Consider the following 20908-nt stretch of genomic DNA (forward strand, 5'->3'; position numbering starts at 1 on the left):
ACTTAATACCAAAATAAATAGAATGATGTTTCATAAGTGAGATCTATATTTATCATAATAATTAATGTTATTTATTAAAATAAGGTAACTGTAATGAAATTTAAATTATTATCTCTGGCAGTGGCATCACTTATCAGCACCAGCGCAATGGCTGTGACTATTGACTATCGTCATGAAACACAAGACCAAAGTGGTAATAACCATAAAGACCGTTTATTAATGTCCCATCGCTTTGCCAATGGCTTCGGGTTATCTCTGGAAGGTAAGTGGAAAAGCGCCAGTGACAAAGACAAGCCATTCCATGAAGGTGTGAGTAATGGTACCGAAGTGGTTGCCAGCTATGTCTATAAAATTGATAAGACATTCTCTATTGAACCAGGCTTTTCATTAGATTCAAGCTCAACGGCTAACAACTATCGTCCTTATCTGCGTGGTAAGGCTAATATTACCGATGATCTCTCTATTTCATTGCGTTACCGTCCTTATTACAAACGCACCAGCGCCAATATTAATACGAAAAAAGACACGTCTGAGAATGGTTATAATCTGACGAGCGTCCTGAGCTACAAAATTTACAAAGATTTCCAATTAGACTATGAGCTGGATTATAAGCAAGCCAATAAAGCCGGTGTCATTCTGTCTGATAACGAAAATTACGATTGGAGCCATGATTTTAAATTGACGTATAAGTGGGATAAGAACTGGTCGCCTTATATGGCTATCGGTAATGTTTCCGGCAGCAAAAATACCGATGAGCGCCAAACCCGTTATCGTGTAGGTATCAAATACAGCTTCTGATCCTCATTGAAGTAATTAAATTCTGACCTCAGGGGTCACACCTCGCTATAACGATTTTTGACAGGTAACGAAGTAATGAAAAAAAGAGCGTTATTTTTGAGTATGGCAGCGCTGGCAACGCTGTATATACCCGCCGGACAGGCAGCGGATACCGACCGCCTGGCCGTGGTAAAACAGTATGTCGATAATGTATTAAACAAGGCATCCGATACCTACCACGGTGACAAGCCCAGCCCGCTGCTGGCGGATGGTGTTGACCCCCGAACCGGGCAGCAATTGGAATGGATATTCCCCGATGGCCGTCGGGCAGTCTTATCAAACTTTTCAGCACAGCAAAATCTGATGCGCGTCATGAGTGGCTTGAGCCAACTCAGTGGTGATCCGCGCTATCAGAAACGTGCTGAAGATATTGTTCGCTATCACTTCCAGAACTATCAAGACCCAAGTGGCTTACTGTATTGGGGCGGACACCGGTTTGTTGATCTGAAAACCCTCCAACCAGAAGGGCCAAGTGAAAAAGAGATGGTGCATGAGCTGAAAAATGCCTATCCCTACTATGACCTGATGTTCACTGTCGACAGTGATGCCACCGCTCGCTTTATTCGTGGTTTTTGGAATGCCCATGTCTATGATTGGCGAATTCTCGAAACCAGCCGTCATGGGGAATATGGCAAATCGATGGGCGCACTGTGGGAAAGCAAATTTGAGCAGCAGCCACCTTTCTTTGCTACTAAAGGGCTGAGCTTCCTTAATGCGGGTAATGATCTGATTTATTCCGCATCCCTGCTTTACAAACACCAGCAAGATCAGGGCGCACTAACCTGGGCTAAGCGTCTGGCCGATCAGTATGTTTTGCCGCGTGATGCCAAAACGGGCCTCGGCGTTTATCAGTTTACACAAGCTCTGAAACGTGAAGAGCCAACAGATGATGCCGATACCCATTCCAAGTTTGGCGATCGTGCTCAGCGCCAGTTTGGCCCAGAGTTCGGCCCGACAGCACTGGAGGGCAATATGATGCTTAAAGGGCGCACCAGCACCCTTTATTCTGAAAATGCCTTGATGCAGTTGCAATTGGGTAAAGACTTAGGCCCGCAGGGGCAGGACTTGCTGAAATGGACGGTGGATGGCCTGAAAGCATTCGCTAAATATGCCTATAACGATCAAGACAATACCTTCCGCCCAATGATAGCCAACGGGCAGGATTTGTCGAATTACACTCTGCCGCGTGATGGTTATTACGGCAAGAAAGGCACAGTCATCAAGCCATACAAAGCAGGTAATGAATTCCTGATTTCTTATGCGCGTGCCTATGCAATCGACAATGACCCATTACTGTGGAAAGTGGCCCGCGGTATTGCCAACGACCAGGGGCTGGGTGATATCGGTACTGCGCCGGGCAAAGATGTCAAAGTCAATATGGACACTACCAACAGTGATCCTTACGCCTTGTTTGCTTTATTGGATCTCTACAATGCCAGTCATGTGGCAGACTATCGGAAACTAGCAGAAAAAATCGGCGATAACATCATTAAAACACGTTATATCGACGGCTTCTTCATGGCTTCACCTGATCGCCAATATGCCGATGTTGATGCCATAGAGCCTTATGCTCTGCTGGCTCTGGAAGCGTCATTGCGCAATAAACCACAGGCAGTGGCACCGTTCCTCAATGGTGCGGGCTTCACGGAAGGGGCTTATCGAATGGATGACGGTTCAGCGCGAGTTTCAACCCGTGATAATGAACTGTTCTTGCTGAATGTGGGCGAGAAGTTGCAACCGAACGGCCGTAAATAGTCCCGACAGCGGCCCGTGCTGGGGCCGCTGTTGGTAAAAAGTGCCGAGCAGCGGCTTCCCAGGGTCTGCTTGCCCGGCGCTTTTACCCACGGGTTCTCATCGTCGTGATAAAAAGGATAGGTTGATGAAAAAACAAGTTTTAGCCACTGTTTTGCTCGGTTCGTTGTTTTGCGCATCTGGCTATGCGGCACAAATTGTTGCAGTAACGGCATCCGGTTATGACAGTGAAAAAGGCCATGTTCCGGCGAACATCGCCGATGGTGATGTTAAAACGCGTTGGGCGGCATCTGGCGAAAGTTGGATACAGCTTGAATTGGATAAAGAGCAATCCATTGAAAACATTCTTATTGTTCCGTTTAAACCCACAGAACGGAAACTGAAGTTTTCCATTTTTTACTCCAATGATGGCAAGAGCTGGCAGCCGTTGGCAGAAGGTTTAGAAACATCTTCCGCAGATAAAAATGGCGAGAAACTGACCTTTGCACCTGTTACGGCCAAATATATCAAGTTAGATACCTTTGGCACGGATGTTAATAAGTGGAGTGCCATTAACGAAATTGCCATTAATAGTGCTGCTGCGCTACCCAGTCGGGCCATTAAATAACCCAGACTGTTTTGCTCTATAGCCCCCTTTTCCTACCCTCAAAAGGGGGCAACTGCCCATCAAGTGTTCTCCGCAAAAATCATTCATTCCGATAATCCCTCACTTCTGTTGGTTGCTTCTTTTCTATTCATTCTCATCGCTAATCATTTTGAGTTAATTGTCCGGTTGATTTGACTGAATTCCCATTGTTGCTTCCGCTTGAAGCGTTTCAGTTCTTAATTTCGCGTTTAGGGTGCAATCCAGTGCAACTAATAATTTCCATATTGTTATGAGGGTGTTATTTTCCGCGCAAGCACGGATAAAAAAGAAGTGTCACTCAATCATTACAGAGAACAAAGCGACAGGCTGCCGTGTATTACTCCAAAAGGACATAGTTATGAAAGCTTCAATATTTAAAAGTCTTTATTTTCAGGTGTTAACGGCGATTACCTTGGGTGTTTTGTTGGGGCATTTCTACCCGGATCTCGGCGCTCAAATGAAACCTCTGGGTGATGGATTTGTTAAACTAATTAAAATGATTATCGCACCCGTGATTTTTTGTACCGTCGTGACCGGTATCGCGGGTATGGAAAGTATGAAAGCCGTGGGCCGCACCGGTGCCATTGCGCTGCTCTATTTTGAGATTGTCAGTACCATTGCACTGTTGATTGGCTTGGTGATTGTTAACGTGGTGCAACCCGGTGCTGGTATGAATATCGACCCGGCGACACTGGATGCCAAGGCGGTTGCACTTTATGCCGAGCAAGCCTCGCAGCAAGGGATTATACCCTTCTTGCTGGATATCATTCCTGGCAGCGTAGTGGGTGCCTTTGCCAGTGGCAACATTCTGCAAGTCTTACTGTTTGCGGTTCTGTTCGGTTTTGCCCTGCATCGTCTGGGTGAAAAAGGTCAGCTTATCTTTAATGTTATCGAGAGTTTCTCCCGCGTTATCTTCGGTATTATCAATATGATTATGCGCCTGGCACCTATCGGGGCTTTCGGTGCAATGGCCTTTACTATTGGTAAATATGGTGTGGGTAGCTTGGTGCAACTGGGTCAGTTGATTATCTGCTTCTATATAACTTGCGTGTTGTTTGTGGTGGTGGTGCTCGGTTCTATTGCGAAATTCAATGGCTTTAACATCTTCAAATTTATCCGTTATATAAAAGAAGAGTTGTTGATCGTGTTAGGGACATCATCTTCAGAGTCTGTGCTACCGCGCATGCTGGATAAGATGGAGAAAGCAGGGTGTAAGAAGTCTGTGGTGGGCCTGGTTATCCCGACCGGTTACTCATTTAACCTGGACGGAACCTCTATTTACCTGACCATGGCGGCGGTATTTATTGCTCAGGCGACTAATACCCATATGGATGTGATTCATCAGGTGACCTTACTGGTGGTGCTGTTGCTCTCCTCAAAAGGTGCAGCAGGGGTCACAGGCAGCGGCTTTATCGTGTTGGCGGCCACCATCTCGGCGGTTGGGCATTTACCATTGGCAGGTTTGGCGCTGATTCTGGGTATCGACCGCTTTATGTCGGAAGCCCGTGCGCTAACTAATCTGGTGGGGAATGGGGTTGCAACCATTGTTGTCGCGAAATGGTGCAACCAGTTAGATAATGACCAACTGCAAGCGGTGTTATCAAATAAAACCTTACCTAATGGCGAGATAAAAAACAGCACATCTGCTTGATTCGCCCAGAATAAAACGTTAAGTCAGTTGTCTGTTCGATTCACTACCGGTGGCTAACATTGCCACCGGTAGCACCTCGTGATCACCCCCGCGATATCATTTCTTGTGTTAATTACCATTTAGATACTATTTTTTACTCTTATGAGTGACATCCACAAAAGCATGCGGTCTAACAGAATGGTACACTCCAGCGTTCCGCTCTCACTGTGACAATTTGCATGAAAACACGCATGGTTCACGTAAGGATTGCATTGTTTTAAAATTGGATAGTTTATTAAGTAGGGGTTCACATGCAGGGCACCAGAATTCGTCTCATAGTTGGTGGATTATTGTTGGCTGCCGCCAGCAGTAATGTGCAGGCTGAAGCACTACAACCCGATCCTGCCTGGCAGCAGGGAAAATTAGAAAACGGGTTTTCATGGCAGTTGCTAGCGACACCGCAGCGCCCTAGCGACCGGATCGAGTTACGTCTGGTGGTTAAAACTGGCTCATTATCAGAGAGCGCACAACACATTGGTTTTGCCCATCTGTTACCGCGCCTGGCATTAATGAGCAGCGCGAGTTTTACTCCTGCCCAGCTTCAGTCTCTATGGCAGCAAGGGGTCGATAACGATCGTCCGTTGCCACCGGCTATTACATCTTATGATTTCACCTTATACAGTTTGAGTTTGCCCAATAACCGCCCCGATTTGATGAAAGAAGCCTTGGCGTGGTTATCCGATACCAGTGGCAAGCTAGCCATCAGTGAACAGACCGTCAATGCAGCGCTGAATAGCGCAACCGATCCTATTGCCACTTTCCCGCAAAATATTCAGGAGCCTTGGTGGCGCTACCGCCTTAAAGGCTCTTCTCTGATGGGGCATGATCCCGGTCAGCCAGTGGCAAAACCAGTAGATATCGAGAAGCTGAAACAGTTTTATCAGCAATGGTATACCCCAGATGCCATGACATTGTACGTGGTGGGTAATGTCGATAGCCGCAGTATTGCGGCCCAAATTGGCAAAACATTCTCTGAGTTGAAAGGGAAGCGCACTACGCCGGCACCTGTCGCGATGTTAGCGCCATTGCCACCAGAGCCGGTGAGCCTGATGAGTGAGCAGGCGACGCAAGACACATTATCTCTGATGTGGGATACCCCTTGGCATCCGATTCAGGATTCCGTCGCGTTAAGCCGCTACTGGCGCAGTGATTTAGCCCGTGAGGCGCTATTCTGGCATGTTCAACAAGTGTTGGAAAAAAGTGATCAGAAGAACCTGAAGTTGGGCTTTGATTGCCGGGTACAATATCAGCGTGCTCAATGTGCGATTCACCTGAATACACCAACTGAAAATCTGACGCCGGGAATGAGTTTTGTGGCGCGCGAACTGGCCAGTTTACGTGCGAATGGCCTGAGTCAGGATGAATTTGATGCCTTGATGGTGCAGAAAAATGATCAACTTAGTAAGTTGTTTGCCACATATGCTCGTACCGATACTGATATTTTGATGAGTCAGCGTCTGCGTTCGCAGCAAAGTGGCGTGGTGGATATTGCGCCAGAACAGTATCAGAAGCTACGACAGGCATTTTTGTCAGGGCTGACGTTGGCGGAGCTAAATCAGGAATTGAAGCAGCAATTATCGCAAGATACCACGCTGATTCTGACCCAGCCCAAAGGCGAGCCAGAAGTGAATGTGAAGGTGTTGCAGGATGCCTATAACGCGATTATGACGCCACACACGGTGGTGCCAGAAGATGCGGTTCCAACAGCGGCTGCTGCGGAGGTAGTACCCGCGACACCTACCACGGCACAATAAATAGATATTTAGCAAACAATAAGCCCTGTATGGAATGTACCGGGCTTATTAGTGTCATGCTGAAGGAAGGGGAATCGTGCCGTTGGGGCCGTAGCAGCGTGAGCTGCCGGAGTGCCCCTAGGTGCGGTAAACCCTTCAGACTCTATGTTGAATCACACTACAGGCATGGCTGCCAGTGGAATGATGGCACCACGATACTGAATCACGGTGCTGGCGGTTAAATGCCCACGCACGGCGGCGTCATGTGCGCTACCACCCGTCAGGCGAACAGCCAAATAACCGGCACTGAAGGAATCCCCAGCCGCGGTGGTATCGACCACTTTTTCTTTCGGCAATTTAACTGCCGGCACATCATACTGGTGAGCTTCAAAGCCCTCTTTCACCCAGACGATGCAGGAATCTGCGCCGCGCTTAATAATAATTTCGCTTACACCTAAATTCTGGGTGCGTTCGATGACCTGCTCCAGTGGCTTCTCGCCCCACAGCATGTCTTCATCATCCAGCGTCAGGAAGGCGATATCTGTGCAAGCCAGCATGTCGCGATAGGCTTGTTGCGTCTCTTCCTTGTTCTGCCACAGGCGAGGGCGATAGTTATTATCAAAGATAACTTTGCCGCCGTTAGCACGGCAGGCGCGCAGTAATTTCAGTAAGCGCTGGCGGGAAGCACTGTCGAGGATCGCCAGGCTGATGCCACTAAGATACAGATAATCAAACTTTTCCAGACGTTGGCAGATTTCGTCTGCCGCCGGGCTGGTGAGCCAGAAACGTGCGGCAGCATCATTGCGCCAATAATAGAAGGTGCGTTCACCGGTGCTGTCTGTCTCGATAAAGTACAACCCTGGCAATTTATCATCCATACGCTGAATAAGGTCGGTATGAATGTTTTCCTGCTGCCAGGCCGCCAACATCTCGTTACTGAAACTGTCCGTACCCAGTGCTGTGACGTAATGGACATTCAAGTCCTGCTTTGACACTTGACGGGCAACATACACCGCCGTATTCAGCGTATCACCGCCAAAGCCCCGGCTAAGGTCGGTACCTTTTTGTGACAGTTCAATCATGCATTCGCCGATAACGGCAATATTTTTGCTGGTCATGGAAAGCTGGCCTGTGAGTCAATGAGGGAAATAAGGGTTAGTCTCACTGCTGGCTTGGTTAGAGTCAATAGTATTAAAACGACGTTTTAAATTTTTTATGATGTAGGTCGGGAAACCGACAAGTTTCCCGCTGTTCTGAACACAATTATGATGACTTTCGCAGGTCGGTCACGCTGTGGCCGCCAATGCCCCAGTTATCGGTATCTACTTCATCAATCACGACCACGGTCGTCGCCGGGTTTTTACCCAAAGTATCGACTAACAGTTGGGTCACTCCGGCGATTAGCTGTTTTTTCTGTTCCGCCGTCGCGCCTTCGCGAGTAATTTTAATATTGACATAAGGCATGTTCATCTCCAGTAAGGCATCATTGAGCTAAGTAATATAGATGGCTTAAATGTGCCGCGCCAGCCTGCCGAGGCCTGTAATCTGGCTGGAAATAATAATCTGTCATGCTGCGATATAAAGTTCTGTTCGTCCGAGTCGATAACATCTCCAGAAGGAAAACTGTTTATCACAGGGTGGCTCAAACTGACGGCGATACTCATTGCCTTGACGGTCTGGTGCCCTAAAACATGGCGACTAAACTGATGATGACCAATAAAGTATCAGGTTTACTTGCGCCATCCTTTGCCGCCATTGATCGTAATAAAGGACAGAGCTTCTGGCGGCAATGTCAGCGTCGGTACACTTTTCAACCTATCTATCGTACCTCAGGTGCGCTGCTGGCTATCGAGCTGCTTACGGCAGTTTTTCATCCTTCATCGCCGGATACCCGTCTGAATCCGGAGGATTACTTCAGTGCTATCAGTATCAGCGCCCGTTTGGGGGTGGTGCTCGAGCAGTTGAATATGGTTAAACAATGGCATGCGATATTTTTGCATCACTCGGTGTTGGTCTCGATTAACATTGATGGTCAGGCTTTAATGGCGATGCAGGACGACTTGCAGGCTAAGGTATTAATCGATGACATGCCTTACATTCGCTTTGAATTGCTTGAGCATGTCGATACCTCCCTTGATACCCCCTTTGCACGTATTGCTGAAGCAGACCGGTTATGGTTGGATGATTTCGGCAGTGGGCTGGCGAATTTCACTTCATTTATTAGTTGGCGCTATGAGTACATCAAAGTCGCCAGAGATCTGTTTATCGTGCTGCAAGAAAGTGATGTCGGAAACCAACTGTTTTTCAAATTGGTGACTCTCATGGCTAGCTATAGCAAAGGCGTAATTGTTGAAGGGGTGGAAACCTCACAAGAATGGGCGATGGTGCAGCAGTCTGATGCCATTGCCGCACAAGGCTATTATCTCTCTCGGCCTACGTCATTTGATCGTTTACAGACCCTCCCTATGCTGTTTTGCGGCTAATATTTTGGGTCAATAAATCAGCACCTCTTTCCTCCATCCCGCCCTGTTACTTCATTCTCGACTATGGTTAAAGTACTTTTTACGTTCTTAACATCATGGTATTGGCATGGAGCTGTTATGACCAAAACTGGAAAAGTGCTGACAGGCATTGTCGGGGTTATTCTGCTGCTACTGGTGGCAGCCATCGTGTTTATTAAGACCTTCGACTGGAATCGTCTAAAACCAACCATCAATGAAAAAGTCTCGACCGAGCTGCAACGGCCTTTCGCTATTCGCGGCAATCTGGGTGTGGACTGGTCACGTAAAGGTGATGAGCCTGGCTGGCGCGGCTGGGTGCCGTGGCCGCATATTCACGCTGAAGATTTGGTGCTGGGTAACCCGGCCGATTTAGCTGGCGATAACGCCGCTGGTAAAAGCAACACCGCCGAAGGCAAAACAGAATCTACCGCATTCCCTGCTGGCGAGATGGTCACCCTGAAACGGGTTGATGCCAGCATTGCGCCGCTGGCGTTGCTGGCGAAAGAGGTCTGGATACCGCGCATTTGGCTGACACAACCGGATGCCAACCTGCTGCGGCTGGCGGATGGTAAGAATAACTGGACATTTAATCTGGCGAATAGCCCTGGCGGGGATAAGAGTAGCGCGTCTGATTGGTCGGTTAATATTGATGATATTGTGTTTGATCGCGGCCAGATAAACTTGAAAGACGCGGTGCTAAAAGCAGAGTTGCAGGCGGTGATTGACCCACTGGGTAAGCCGCTGCCATTTGCTGAGGTGACCGGTGCCCGTAACGAGAAAAAAGCTACTGAAAAAACGCAAAGCAACGCCCCAGACTTTGTATTTGGCTGGAAGATTGACGGCAAGTATCAGGGGCAGCCTTTAACCGGCAGTGGCAAAATCGGCGGGATGTTGTCGATGAGTGATGCCAGCACTCCTTTCCCATTACAGGCCGATGTCCGCTCTGGCTCCACGCGGGTGGCGGTAGCGGGCACATTAACTGATCCTGCCAATTTGGCGGGGCTGGATCTGCAATTGAAATTCTCCGGTGCCAGTTTGGATAACCTCTATCCGCTGATTGGTGTGTTATTGCCGGCCACTCCCCCATTTAATACCGATGGTCGCTTAATCGCGAGCCTCAAACAGGCGGGTGGGGCGGTTTATCGTTATGAAAACTTTAACGGCAAAATCGGCGATAGCGATATTCATGGTGACCTGACTTACACCGCCAGCCAGCCGCGCCCGAAATTAGTCGGCAACATGTCGTCAGATAAATTACGTTTTGCTGATTTGGCCCCTTTGATTGGGGCGGATTCCAATCAGGAAAAAGCCAATCGTGGCGAGCGCAGCCGACAACCGAGCAATAAGGTGCTGCCGACTGAAAAATTTGATACTAAAAGTTGGAGAGTGATGGATGCCGATGTTACCTATGCGGCTAAACGTATAGATCGGGATAAATCATTACCGCTGACTGACCTCTCCACTCATGTGGTGCTGAATAACGGTGAGTTGCTGCTCGACCCGCTGCGATTTGGTATGGCAAGGGGGAATCTCAATGCGACTCTGCGTCTGAATGGCAACAAAGACCCGATGCAGGGCAAAGTTGATTTGCATGCCCGTCGCCTACAACTGAAAGAGCTGTTGCCGCAGGTACAGGCGATGCGCAACAGCTTAGGGCAATTGAATGGCGATGCGTCATTTACCGCGAGCGGTAACTCAGTTGCTGCGCTGTTGGCAACCAGCAACGGTCATCTGCGTTTGTTACTGAATCAGGGGCTTATCAGCCGCAGCTTAATGGAGTTACTTGGCCTGAATGTGGGTAACTATCTGGTGGCGAAGCTGTTTGGTGATGATGAGGTAAAAATTAACTGCGCAGTGGCGGATATTCAGTTGCGTAATGGCCTGGCGACACCGCGCTTATTTGTTATTGATACCGAAAATACCATTATCAACATTACCGGTAATATCAATTTTGCTACCGAGCGGCTGGATTTATCTATTGATCCAGAAAGCACAGGGCTGCGAATTCTGACCCTGCGTTCTCCGCTGTATGTGAAAGGCACATTTAAACAGCCTGATGCAGGGGTCAAAGCCGGGCCTTTACTGGCCCGTGGCGCAGTTGCTGCGGTGCTAGGTGTGGCACTCACACCTGCCGCTGCATTGCTGGCACTGATTTCCCCCAGTGAAGCTGAAGAAAATCAGTGCACTCCGCTGCTGCAAAAAATGAAGCAGAAAAAATAACGGGTTAATGTATCGGTGGTTGAGGAAGCAGTTGGCAACTGTGGTCTTGCAACTCTTCCGCCGATGCACGATACAATTTTGTCAGGCTCGCTTTGCTGGCGAGCAGTAAGAATTGCCCATCCGGTAATGCTGTCATGGCTAAACCATAACGCCCCATTTCATCTTTCGCGCCCGGCACTTCACTTGCTAACAAACGAAACGCACCTGATTGTTGCAATTCTGCTGCGGTAGTGCGCCGAACTAAATAATCGTGTCCCAATAAACCGCCGGGTAAGGGTTGCCATTGCTGACGGAAATCAGCTTCCTGTGCTGCCAGAGCCGTTTTGACTGCTGGCTTTAGGCACGAGATATGAATGTGCAGTTGATCCTGGCTGCGGCCAAATATTGAATTGATAGCTAGCGAGATATCCGCATCATCAATGGGCGCACCGTATTTATCCGCCATAAAGTGGCGAGCTTGCCAGGCATCAAAGAAATAGTTGGGACTGCTGGCGGCTAATAACTGTGGACTTTCTATGCCGCTGATTTTGGCGGTCGGCATCAACAAATACTGTAATGGCCCATTCTTATCTTTAAACACCACGAAACCGGCTTGCGTATCAACCTCAACACAGGGTTGCGGGTTATGTTCCTGTTCCATATGCGGAACACATTGCTGGCTAACAATTTTCCACAGTGCATCCGCATGGCTGAAACGCAATTGATAAACAAGCAGAGCCGCTAGCATGACAACAGCGAGTAGCATCAATAGTTTTATATTGCGAGACATTGGTGATCCCCCATGATCGTGGTTACTCAACGGTGTTATCGCCGCCTTTCAGAGGCAAGGTTCCGTCCTCGGCATAACGGGCCGTGGCTATCCAGGCGGCACAAAATAAGGTTAAGCGCGCGAAAAAGTAGAAAAAGGCCATTAAACCAATCACTGAACCAAAAGCTGCTCCAGATGGGGAACTGGCAAGGCGAGGCAGCATCATGGTCATAATGAATTTGATGATTTCAAAGCCGATTGCGGCAATCAGGGTACCGCGCAGCAGCGCTTTTTTCTTCGGCTTATGTCGTGGCAGAATCCAGAATATCCATAAAAATAATAGATAATTAGCGGCAATAGAGATTGATAAGGCAATGAGTGTCATGACCGGTCGCAACCACTCGATCCCCCCTAACCCTAATGCATCAACAATTGCAGATTGTGCCGCACCGGCGATGGATGTCAGTGAAAGGGTAATGATCAGTGCGATAACTAACCCGGTGAGCGAAACAAAATCACGCGCATAGCGGTAATAAAACTTTTCCTGATCCTGCGGATTGCGCTCCCAAACATCTCGTGACTGGGCGCGAATGGCTTCGCGTAGGTTCCCCATCCAACTGATACCGGAATAAAGTGCAATTGCCAAACCGGTTAACCCCACGGTCGTCCGCTGCTGGATAGCGGTATTCACGGTGTTTTTCAGTGTAGCTGCTAAACTTGGGTCACTGATGGTATTAACAATTTTGTTAATTAATTCAGCCAATAAGTCAGGATTAGATGCCAGCACAAAACCCACGGCGGCAAAAGAAACCATCAAGATAGGAATAAGTGACAAAAATGAAAAGTAAGTAATAGCAGCCCCAAACTGACTGCCCAGCCGATCATTGAAACGATCTGTGGCACGGATAATATGGGCGACTGCGGGGTAAGCTTTCACACGATCACTTATCCGTGTCATAAAGGAAATCGCTTTTTTGCCAGTTTCAATCCCAGCAGCCAGCGGGGCTGGGTTGTCTCGCGGTGCGTTCGGCATAATTCTCCTCGAATACAGTTATCCATGCCTTATGCAGATGATTCTTCTACAAAATATGACATAAAACAGCGGCTAATCTGTTGATAATAGCAGAGTCAACGTCTATAACAACTCAACCAAGGGTGATGTTGGTGCAGGTATCGGCTGAGATTATAGTATTCCTTGGATGACTGGTTTATTTTAGCGATTGCAGCGAATAAGAATTTTGCCGGGTAATTTTTTCCGCTTGATGAGATTTAATGCCACAGGTAGTTCATCTAATGGAAATTCATCTGTGACCTGTGAGTGGGCAATACCATCACGAATGAGAGGGAATATTTCACTGAGTTTTGCCGCCAGCGCGTCACGGCCTGCGGTATGTACCCATTGACGTAAGTGGAAGTAACTAAAGCGAATATCAGGTCGATTTTGCCAAAAAGAGGCGGGGATTGGGTCACCGGACAGCAGCCCGTAAGAGATAAACTTCCCACTTTGCCGCAGCATGCCTGCCAGCTTGATGGCTGTTTTACCACCAACACAATCGAGTACGGCATCAGCCTCTCCGATTAGCGGTAATGAGTTGCTATAAGTCGCATTACCCGTATCCGGCAATATCAGTAACTCATCGGGTTCGGCATTATCAACAGCATTTTCAGCCCCAGCGTGGCGAATAATCGCGGTGACCGTTAGGCCCAACTGTTTTGCCATTCGGATCAGCATCAAACCAATTGTCGAATTTGCCGCGCTGACCACTATCTTCATTCCAGGGGCGGCGGCGAGGGCTTCTGTTAGCATCAACCAAGCCGTCATCGGGTTAACATAGCAGGTGGCGGCTTGCTCATCAGTGAGCCAGTCGGGAACGGCAAAACACCACTGCGCATCACAATGCTTATATTGCTGCCATGCACCGGCACTTCCCAGAGGGAGGACGCGTTGACCTACTAATTCGCCGCCGGCCTCCACTATGCCAACCCCTTCGAAGCCGGGCACGAAGGGTAATGGGGTTCGTGAGGAATATGCGCCAGAAATAGTAATCAGGTCTGAGGGATTGATTGTGCTGAACTGCATTTTCACCCGCAACTCACCAGCTTTGAGCAGGGCAGGAACATAGGACTCTAGCTGAACGCTCTCTATGGCAGGGCCAAAGTGGCGCACAACCGCCCGCAAGTGACTTTTTCCTGTCGTAAACTCCATGTTTAGTATGCTCTCTTTTATCTATCCGGTGGTGGCGATTATTGTCAACGGGTTCGCGCACGCGAAAGTAAAATATTCCTGAAGGCCGAATTCAACGCAATAAAAAAGGCTATAAACCATGCAGTTTATAGCCTTACACGTTCTTTTAGCTGACCTTAGCGCATGGTGACAAATTCTTCGGCGGCAGTCGGGTGGATAGCAACCGTGTTGTCGAAATCTTTCTTGGTTGCGCCCATCTTCACGGCGACAGCGAACCCTTGCAGAATTTCATCCATACCAAAACCGATGCCGTGAATACCGACAATCTTCTCTTCCGGCCCTGCGCACACCAGTTTCATCCGGCATGGTTGGCGATGCTGAGTAACGGCACTGTACATCGCGGTGAAGGACGATTTGTACACTTTCACTTGCTCGTCGCCAAACTTCTCGCGCGCTTGCGGTTCAGTCAGGCCGATAGTCCCGATTGGCGGGTGGCTGAATACCACGGTTGGGATATTGCTGTAATCCAGATGCTCATCCGGCTTGTTATTAAACAGGCGTTCAGACAGACGGCGACCCGCGGCAACTGCTACCGGTGTCAGTTCAACGGCACCGGTATTATCGCCAACAGCGTAGATACCTTTGACGTTAGTATTCTGGAATTTATCGACCTCGATATAGCCTTTTTCATTGGTTTTGACACCGCTGGCAGCCAGATTCAGGTTATCGGTTGCAGGTGTACGGCCGATGGCCCAAATCAGATGGTCGACAGTCACTTCTGTGCCGTTTTCCAATTGCAGTGTCAGGCTGCCATCGGCATTTTTGATAACTGCTTTCGGTACTGCCTCGGTATGCAGTTTCGGCCCTTCGGTATTCATTACTTCCAACAGGGTTTCAACAATCAGCGGATCAAAGGTACGCAGCGGCGCATGTTTGCGCACAAACAGATGCGTTTCTGTACCTAACCCATTGAGTACACCCGCGATTTCTACCGCGATATAACCGGCACCCACTACGGCAACCCGTTTTGGCATCTCATCCAATTCGAAGAAACCATCGGAATCAATGCCATATTCCGCCCCTGGAATATCTGGATGACTTGGGCGACCACCGGTGGCGATCAGGATGTGATCGGCGGTTATCTTCTCACCGTTCACTTCCACGGTATGCGCATCAACAAAACGCGCAAAACCCTTAATAACATCTACTTTGTTATTGCTTAAACCACGGTCATAAGACTGATGGATACGATCGATGTAAGCAGTACGATTGGCAATCAGCGTTTTCCAATCGAAATGATTCACTGTGGTGTCAAAACCGTAATCCGGGCCATACAGTTTAATGGCTTCTGCAATTTGCGCCGCATGCCACATCACTTTTTTCGGTACACAACCGACGTTGACACAGGTGCCACCGAGTTCTTTAGCTTCGATCAGCGCACATTTCTTGCCATACATGGCTGCCCGGTTGATCGATGCGATCCCACCACTGCCACCGCCAATTGCCAGATAGTCGTAATGTTTGGTCATCAGTGTCGTTTCCAAGTCGTTTAAAAAATTGCCTATCAGTGTAGCGCTTGATAAAGCTTTATGCATCAATGGCTCTGATAGGCGATTCATTTAGAAAAGAATTATTCGGGCACTACCCATTTCACCAGCGTATGACCATGGCCGGATGGTACCAGCGCTTTGTGCAGCCACGGCAGCAGCGTGTTCATTTGCTGCTCCAGCTTCCACGGTGGGTTAATCACGATCATGCCAGAAGCGGTCATACCGTGTTGGTCACTGTCAGGGCGAACGGCCAGTTCAATTTGTAAAATACGGCGGATGCCAGTGGCTTCCAAATCCCGCAATAGACGTTTGACTTGCTGGCGTAAAACTACCGGATACCATAATGCATAGGTGCCCGTTGCAAAGCGTTTATAACCTTCCTGAATACCTTTCACCACATCCTGATAATCAGTTTTCATTTCATACGGTGGGTCGATAAGAATCAAACCACGGCGTGATGGTGGCGGTAACTGTGATTTAAGCTGCTGATAACCATCGGCTCGCTGGACTTTGGCGCGTTCATCTTTGGCAAATTCATTGCGCAGCAGCGGGTAATCGCTAGGGTGCAGTTCGGTCAGATGAATTTTGTCGTATTCACGCAATAAATGGCGGGCAATCAACGGTGAGCCGGGGTAGTAACGCAACTTCTCACCACGGTTAAAGTAATTGATTGCACTCATGTACGGAGCTAAATCAGCGGGTAAATCATCGCGTTGCCACAGTTGGCCGATACCTTCAAGGTATTCACCCGTGCGTTCAGCATGTTCGCCGCTTAACTGATAGCGGCCAGCACCGGCGTGAGTATCCAGATAAAGGAACGGTTTTTCTTTCTCTTTCAAAGACTCAATAATCAGGCTTTGTACGGTATGTTTCAGAACGTCAGCATGGTTGCCGGCGTGAAAACTATGGCGGTAACTTAACATTTGCGGCTTCTCCTGCGGCTTAGGTAGCATTATCTATCAAAGGGATTGATGTCGCCAGCCATTGATTTTCTGCGTAACAGACCTCATGTTAATCTTTCAACCCTATTTATGACCTGACGACATGAGCAAATCGCCGTCAGACCGACAACTATAATCAGGACTGCCTTATGACAAATCCGCTGTTGACCCCGTTCTCCCTGCCGCCATTTTCTGCTATTCGCCCTGAAGATATCGTGCCTGCGGTGAAATCCGCGTTGGATGAATGCCGTCAAGCGGTGGAGCGGGTGGTCGCCCAACCAGGGCCTTTCACCTGGGACAACTTGTGCCAGCCACTGGCCGAATCCGATGACCGCTTATCACGCATTTGGTCGCCAGTCGGGCATTTGAATTCAGTCAAAAACAGCCCGGAATTGCGTGCGGCTTATGAACAAAGTTTGCCACTGCTGTCTGAATATGGCACTTGGGTCGGTCAGCATAAAGGTTTGTATCAGGCCTATGTCAGCTTGAAAGAAGGGCCGGGCTTTGATGCATTAACGGCTCCACAGCGTAAAGCGGTAGAAAACGCGCTGCGTGATTTCCAGTTATCCGGTATTGGTCTGGAGCCGGAACAACAAAAACGTTATGGCGAAATAGTGGCCCGCTTATCTGAGTTGGGGTCGACGTACAGCAATAACGTGCTCGATGCCACTATGGGTTGGAGCAAGTTAATTACCGATGTTGAGCAACTGAAAGGTCTGCCAGAAAGTGCATTAGCCGCCGCTAAAGCCATGGCCGAGGCCAAAGAGCAAGAGGGCTGGTTGCTGACTCTGGATATGCCGAGTTACCTGCCGGTGCTGACTTATGCCGATAACGCTGAACTGCGCGAAGAGATGTATCGCGCCTTTGCCACTCGCGCTTCTGATCAAGGGCCGAATGCGGGCAAATGGGATAACAGCGAAATCATGGCCGAAATCCTGACATTGCGCCATGAATTGGCTCAATTACTGGGCTTTAGCAGTTATGCCGATAAATCACTGGCGACCAAGATGGCAGAAAGCCCACAACAGGTGTTGGGCTTCCTGAATGATTTGGCAAAACGCGCGCGACCACAAGCTGAAGAAGAACTGGCGCAGTTACGTGCTTTTGCTGAAAAACATTATGGTGTCAGCGAGTTAGCTGCGTGGGATATCACCTATTACTCCGAAAAACAAAAGCAGCATTTGTTCTCTATCAGTGACGAGCAGTTGCGCCCTTACTTCCCGGAACAGCGGGTGGTAGAAGGGCTGTTTGAAGTGGTGAAACGCATTTATGGTATTACTGCCAAAGAACGCCACGATGTTGATACCTGGCATCCAGATGTGCGTTTCTTCGAGCTATATGATGCCAGCGGTGAACTGCGCGGCAGCTTCTATCTGGACTTATATGCCCGTGAACACAAGCGCGGCGGTGCCTGGATGGACGATTGTGTCGGCAGCTTGCGTTTAGCGAATGGTCAATTACAAAAACCGGTCGCTTACCTAACCTGTAACTTTAACGGGCCAGTGGGCGGCAAACCGGCGCTGTTTACCCATAACGAAGTGACCACACTGTTCCATGAGTTCGGCCACGGTTTACATCATATGTTGACCAAAATTGATACTGCCGGTGTCTCTGGTATCAACGGCGTGCCGTGGGATGCCGTCGAATTGCCAAGCCAGTTTATGGAAAACTGGTGCTGGGAACCGGAAGCACTGGCGTTTATTTCCGGTCATTACGAAACCCATGAGCCACTGCCACAAGAGATGCTGGATAAACTGCTGGCGGCGAAAAACTATCAGGCGGCACTGTTTATCCTGCGCCAACTGGAGTTCGGTCTGTTCGATTTCCGTATGCATTATGAGTTTGATCCGCTGACTGGCGCGCAGATCCTGCCGATCTTATATGAAGTGAAAAAACAGGTCGCGGTAGTACCATCGCCAACCTGGGGCCGTTTCCCACATGCCTTTAGCCATATATTTGCCGGTGGCTATGCGGCGGGTTATTACAGTTACTTGTGGGCGGAAGTGCTCTCGGCTGATGCTTTCTCGCGCTTTGAAGAGGAAGGTATTTTCAATGCCGCAACAGGGCAGTCGTTCCTCGATAACATTCTGTCCCGTGGTGGTTCCGAGGAGCCAATGACTCTGTTCAAGCGCTTCCGTGGCCGTGAGCCGCAGTTGGATGCTATGCTGCGCCATTACGGTATTAAGGGCTAGAATGTGTCACAGGTAAGTATTTGTTTATTGTCTGAAGCAGGCGCCGATCCCGGCGCCTTGTCTATTCTGGCTGAGCGCTGGGGTTTGGTGTCTGACGAGCAGTCTATTATGGCGCTGGTATTAACACCTGAGCGCCTTGAACTGCGTAAGCGGGATGAGCCAAAACTCGGCGGCATTTATGTTGATTTTGTTGCTGGCACGCAGGCCCATCGGCGCAAATTTGGTGGCGGGCGCGGCGAGGCGGTTGCCAAAGCGGTCGGTATCAAAAAAGGGTATTTGCCGCGCGTGGTTGATGCGACCGCAGGCCTTGGGCGAGATGCTTTTGTACTGGCGGCACTGGGTTGTCATGTGCAGATGCTGGAGCGCAATCCCGTGGTTGCTGCATTGCTGGATGATGGTTTGCGCCGTGGTTATCAGGACGGTGAAATTGGCCCGTGGTTACGTGAGCGGTTAACGCTATTACATGCTTCCAGCTTAACCGCGCTGGCTGAAATTGAACCTCGGCCCGAAGTGGTGTATCTCGATCCGATGTACCCGCACCGGCAAAAAAGTGCGTTGGTTAAAAAGGAAATGCGGGTGTTCCAATCATTGGTCGGGGCTGACGAAGACGCCGATGGTTTACTGGCACCGGCGCGCGCATTGGCAACCAAACGGGTAGTGGTTAAGCGCCCAGATTATGCCGAACCACTGGCTGGTGTTGCAGCGCAGGCCGCAGTGACAACTAAAAGCCATCGTTTTGATCTTTATACCCATCTTCCTTAATACAGCATACAAGCTGCTGCAAAATATCGTAGCAGCTCGAATTATTCATTTTGTGAATGCATGTAAATTATGCGACCAGTTGTGGTGTTAATATAAAATTATTTAAAGACAGTTGATGTTTGCCGGTGAGCTTTATCATCATGTCTGTTTCATGAAGATTATTATCAAAATCAATCATTAAATATGTAATGTCCCTTATTTCATTATATTTTTGTATTATCTCTGTTTGGCCACTAAAGCTGAATCTATCAACTAAAGCAACATTATCATTAGCGTATATAAGCGGTGATAAATCGATTTTATCTTTATGCGATTTAAAGTCGTGTAGGGTATCGGCAGCAATTGTCATCGACTCTTTCGTATTCCGATAACAAAAGATATTACTGCCATTTTTTCCCCAGAGTTGATCGGCTCCATAGCCTCCCGTCAGGATATTATCTACATCATTACCGATAATTTTATCATTACCACGACCACCAACCGCATTTTCAATAATTGCTCCATAGGCAATAGAGATATTCCCGGTTAATCCCCCCACGTTTGAGAAACTGCCAGCTGCAAGATTGATGACCAGATCCTGGGTTTGATCAGAAAAATCAAAAGAATCAATCCCACCCGCATCCCATATACAGAGTATCGGCGTATCAGTGGAATAGGTGTAAATATCGTTACCTACGCGAGTATTCATATTGGCACCATAAAGATATTGGAGTGCAGCGATATCATAGAGTTGGGGTGTGGATACATGATGCCCACCATAGCTGGCATCTGAATACCGCTCAGAGAGATAGCTCATGACGCTGTGTTGTTGCGTAAGCCGAACTGTGTCATGGGTGTGTTTCAAACCGACAGCATGTAAAAGTTCATGAACGGTAACGTGACCGCCATAGTTTAAGTGAGTGGGAGCAAGATTTTCTGAGAAATCGGCATTGATAAACACGGGGGTGATGTCACCAGCATTAGGATAATAGGCAAAACCTCCGACACTAATGTGATTTTCTGGGTGGAAATTGACAATAGGAATATTGGGTTTAGCACTTTTATCTTCAATAAACTCTATATTTGCCACATCCGATATATTTTTAAATGTGTTTCTTGTTTGATGGATCTGTAACGGATTAAGAGAGGATATTGGAAATTCATGATTGAGTTTATAACTATAATAATAGTTT

17 protein-coding genes are annotated in these 20908 nt (G+C 48.5%); 9 read left to right on the forward strand and 8 right to left on the reverse strand.

What is annotated here, in order from left to right:
- The first annotated feature begins 93 nt into the window (after positions 1–93).
- The 5 genes from HU019_RS18370 (at position 94) to HU019_RS18390 (ending at position 6658) form a co-directional block, all read left to right on the forward strand.
- Positions 94–798 carry an oligogalacturonate-specific porin KdgM family protein gene (locus HU019_RS18370; RefSeq protein WP_174848200.1) on the forward strand — a complete coding sequence of 235 codons (705 nt, stop codon included), beginning with the start codon at positions 94–96 and terminating at the stop codon, positions 796–798.
- A gap of 75 nt (positions 799–873) precedes the next feature.
- Entirely contained in the window at positions 874–2592 is a 1719-nt protein-coding gene (locus tag HU019_RS18375; protein WP_174848199.1) for a pectate lyase, read from the forward strand.
- A 124-nt stretch (positions 2593–2716) separates the two neighbouring features.
- Positions 2717–3196 (forward strand): discoidin domain-containing protein, encoded by a 480-nt coding sequence (locus HU019_RS18380; RefSeq protein ID WP_174848198.1) that lies wholly within the window; start codon positions 2717–2719, stop codon positions 3194–3196.
- Positions 3197–3572: 376 nt separating this feature from the next.
- Positions 3573–4865 carry a dicarboxylate/amino acid:cation symporter gene (locus tag HU019_RS18385; protein WP_174848197.1) on the forward strand — a complete coding sequence of 431 codons (1293 nt, stop codon included), beginning with the start codon at positions 3573–3575 and terminating at the stop codon, positions 4863–4865.
- Positions 4866–5155: 290 nt separating this feature from the next.
- Positions 5156–6658, forward strand: a complete 1503-nt coding sequence (locus tag HU019_RS18390) for a M16 family metallopeptidase (RefSeq protein WP_174848196.1) — start codon at positions 5156–5158, stop codon at positions 6656–6658.
- Positions 6659–6810: 152 nt separating this feature from the next.
- On the opposite strand, the gene kdgK is transcribed toward HU019_RS18390, so the two are convergent.
- Positions 6811–7755 (reverse strand): 2-dehydro-3-deoxygluconokinase, encoded by a 945-nt coding sequence (gene kdgK, locus HU019_RS18395; RefSeq protein ID WP_174848195.1) that lies wholly within the window; start codon positions 7753–7755, stop codon positions 6811–6813.
- Between the two features lie 145 nt (positions 7756–7900).
- Positions 7901–8101 (reverse strand): 2-hydroxymuconate tautomerase family protein, encoded by a 201-nt coding sequence (locus HU019_RS18400; protein ID WP_004388926.1) that lies wholly within the window; start codon positions 8099–8101, stop codon positions 7901–7903.
- 227 nt (positions 8102–8328) lie between these two features.
- Between HU019_RS18400 and pdeH the strand changes: the two genes are divergently transcribed.
- Positions 8329–9120, forward strand: coding sequence for a cyclic-guanylate-specific phosphodiesterase (gene pdeH, locus HU019_RS18405; protein WP_174848194.1), 792 nt, complete (start codon positions 8329–8331; stop codon positions 9118–9120).
- A gap of 117 nt (positions 9121–9237) precedes the next feature.
- Positions 9238–11358: an AsmA family protein gene (locus tag HU019_RS18410; RefSeq protein ID WP_174848193.1), complete on the forward strand. Its 2121-nt coding sequence runs from the start codon at positions 9238–9240 to the stop codon at positions 11356–11358.
- 4 nt (positions 11359–11362) lie between these two features.
- Here the strand turns inward: HU019_RS18410 and HU019_RS18415 are convergent, their stop codons facing one another.
- The 5 genes from HU019_RS18415 to HU019_RS18435 form a co-directional block, all read right to left on the reverse strand.
- Positions 11363–12127: a CDP-diacylglycerol diphosphatase gene (locus tag HU019_RS18415; RefSeq protein WP_174848192.1), complete on the reverse strand. Its 765-nt coding sequence runs from the start codon at positions 12125–12127 to the stop codon at positions 11363–11365.
- Positions 12128–12149: 22 nt separating this feature from the next.
- The gene (gene yhjD, locus HU019_RS18420; RefSeq protein WP_174848191.1) at positions 12150–13139 is read right to left on the reverse strand and encodes an inner membrane protein YhjD; all 990 of its coding nucleotides are present in this window, start codon (positions 13137–13139) and stop codon (positions 12150–12152) included.
- 180 nt (positions 13140–13319) lie between these two features.
- A complete protein-coding gene (locus HU019_RS18425; RefSeq protein WP_174848190.1) occupies positions 13320–14312 on the reverse strand; it encodes a zinc-dependent alcohol dehydrogenase family protein in 993 nt (330 codons plus the stop codon).
- A gap of 155 nt (positions 14313–14467) precedes the next feature.
- Positions 14468–15820 (reverse strand): glutathione-disulfide reductase, encoded by a 1353-nt coding sequence (gorA, locus tag HU019_RS18430; protein WP_050076661.1) that lies wholly within the window; start codon positions 15818–15820, stop codon positions 14468–14470.
- 101 nt (positions 15821–15921) lie between these two features.
- Positions 15922–16764 carry a 23S rRNA (adenine(2030)-N(6))-methyltransferase RlmJ gene (locus HU019_RS18435; protein WP_004388937.1) on the reverse strand — a complete coding sequence of 281 codons (843 nt, stop codon included), beginning with the start codon at positions 16762–16764 and terminating at the stop codon, positions 15922–15924.
- A 167-nt stretch (positions 16765–16931) separates the two neighbouring features.
- On the opposite strand from HU019_RS18435, the gene prlC reads away from it, so the two are divergent.
- Together prlC and rsmJ are read left to right on the forward strand one after the other, a co-directional pair.
- Positions 16932–18974, forward strand: a complete 2043-nt coding sequence (gene prlC, locus HU019_RS18440; protein ID WP_019084127.1) for an oligopeptidase A — start codon at positions 16932–16934, stop codon at positions 18972–18974.
- A gap of 3 nt (positions 18975–18977) precedes the next feature.
- On the forward strand, positions 18978–19736 hold the full coding sequence (rsmJ, locus tag HU019_RS18445; protein ID WP_174848189.1) for a 16S rRNA (guanine(1516)-N(2))-methyltransferase RsmJ: 759 nt from the start codon (positions 18978–18980) through the stop codon (positions 19734–19736).
- A 67-nt stretch (positions 19737–19803) separates the two neighbouring features.
- Here the strand turns inward: rsmJ and HU019_RS18450 are convergent.
- The coding region (locus HU019_RS18450) for a M10 family metallopeptidase C-terminal domain-containing protein (RefSeq protein WP_174850510.1) at positions 19804–20908 on the reverse strand (1105 nt) is incomplete at its 5' end.

The sequence above is a fragment of the Yersinia artesiana genome, from assembly GCF_902726545.1.
GTDB classification, from domain to species: Bacteria; Pseudomonadota; Gammaproteobacteria; order Enterobacterales; family Enterobacteriaceae; genus Yersinia; species Yersinia artesiana.

Coding starts and splice junctions, on each gene's coding strand:
- HU019_RS18370 (WP_174848200.1), top strand. CDS start 94: ATGAAATTTAAATTATTATCTCTGGCAGTGGCATCACTTATCAGCACC.
- HU019_RS18375 (WP_174848199.1), top strand. CDS start 874: ATGAAAAAAAGAGCGTTATTTTTGAGTATGGCAGCGCTGGCAACGCTG.
- HU019_RS18380 (WP_174848198.1), top strand. CDS start 2,717: ATGAAAAAACAAGTTTTAGCCACTGTTTTGCTCGGTTCGTTGTTTTGC.
- HU019_RS18385 (WP_174848197.1), top strand. CDS start 3,573: ATGAAAGCTTCAATATTTAAAAGTCTTTATTTTCAGGTGTTAACGGCG.
- HU019_RS18390 (WP_174848196.1), top strand. CDS start 5,156: ATGCAGGGCACCAGAATTCGTCTCATAGTTGGTGGATTATTGTTGGCT.
- kdgK (WP_174848195.1), bottom strand. CDS start 7,755: ATGACCAGCAAAAATATTGCCGTTATCGGCGAATGCATGATTGAACTG.
- HU019_RS18400 (WP_004388926.1), bottom strand. CDS start 8,101: ATGCCTTATGTCAATATTAAAATTACTCGCGAAGGCGCGACGGCGGAA.
- pdeH (WP_174848194.1), top strand. CDS start 8,329: ATGGCGACTAAACTGATGATGACCAATAAAGTATCAGGTTTACTTGCG.
- HU019_RS18410 (WP_174848193.1), top strand. CDS start 9,238: ATGACCAAAACTGGAAAAGTGCTGACAGGCATTGTCGGGGTTATTCTG.
- HU019_RS18415 (WP_174848192.1), bottom strand. CDS start 12,127: ATGTCTCGCAATATAAAACTATTGATGCTACTCGCTGTTGTCATGCTA.
- yhjD (WP_174848191.1), bottom strand. CDS start 13,139: ATGCCGAACGCACCGCGAGACAACCCAGCCCCGCTGGCTGCTGGGATT.
- HU019_RS18425 (WP_174848190.1), bottom strand. CDS start 14,312: ATGGAGTTTACGACAGGAAAAAGTCACTTGCGGGCGGTTGTGCGCCAC.
- gorA (WP_050076661.1), bottom strand. CDS start 15,820: ATGACCAAACATTACGACTATCTGGCAATTGGCGGTGGCAGTGGTGGG.
- HU019_RS18435 (WP_004388937.1), bottom strand. CDS start 16,764: ATGTTAAGTTACCGCCATAGTTTTCACGCCGGCAACCATGCTGACGTT.
- prlC (WP_019084127.1), top strand. CDS start 16,932: ATGACAAATCCGCTGTTGACCCCGTTCTCCCTGCCGCCATTTTCTGCT.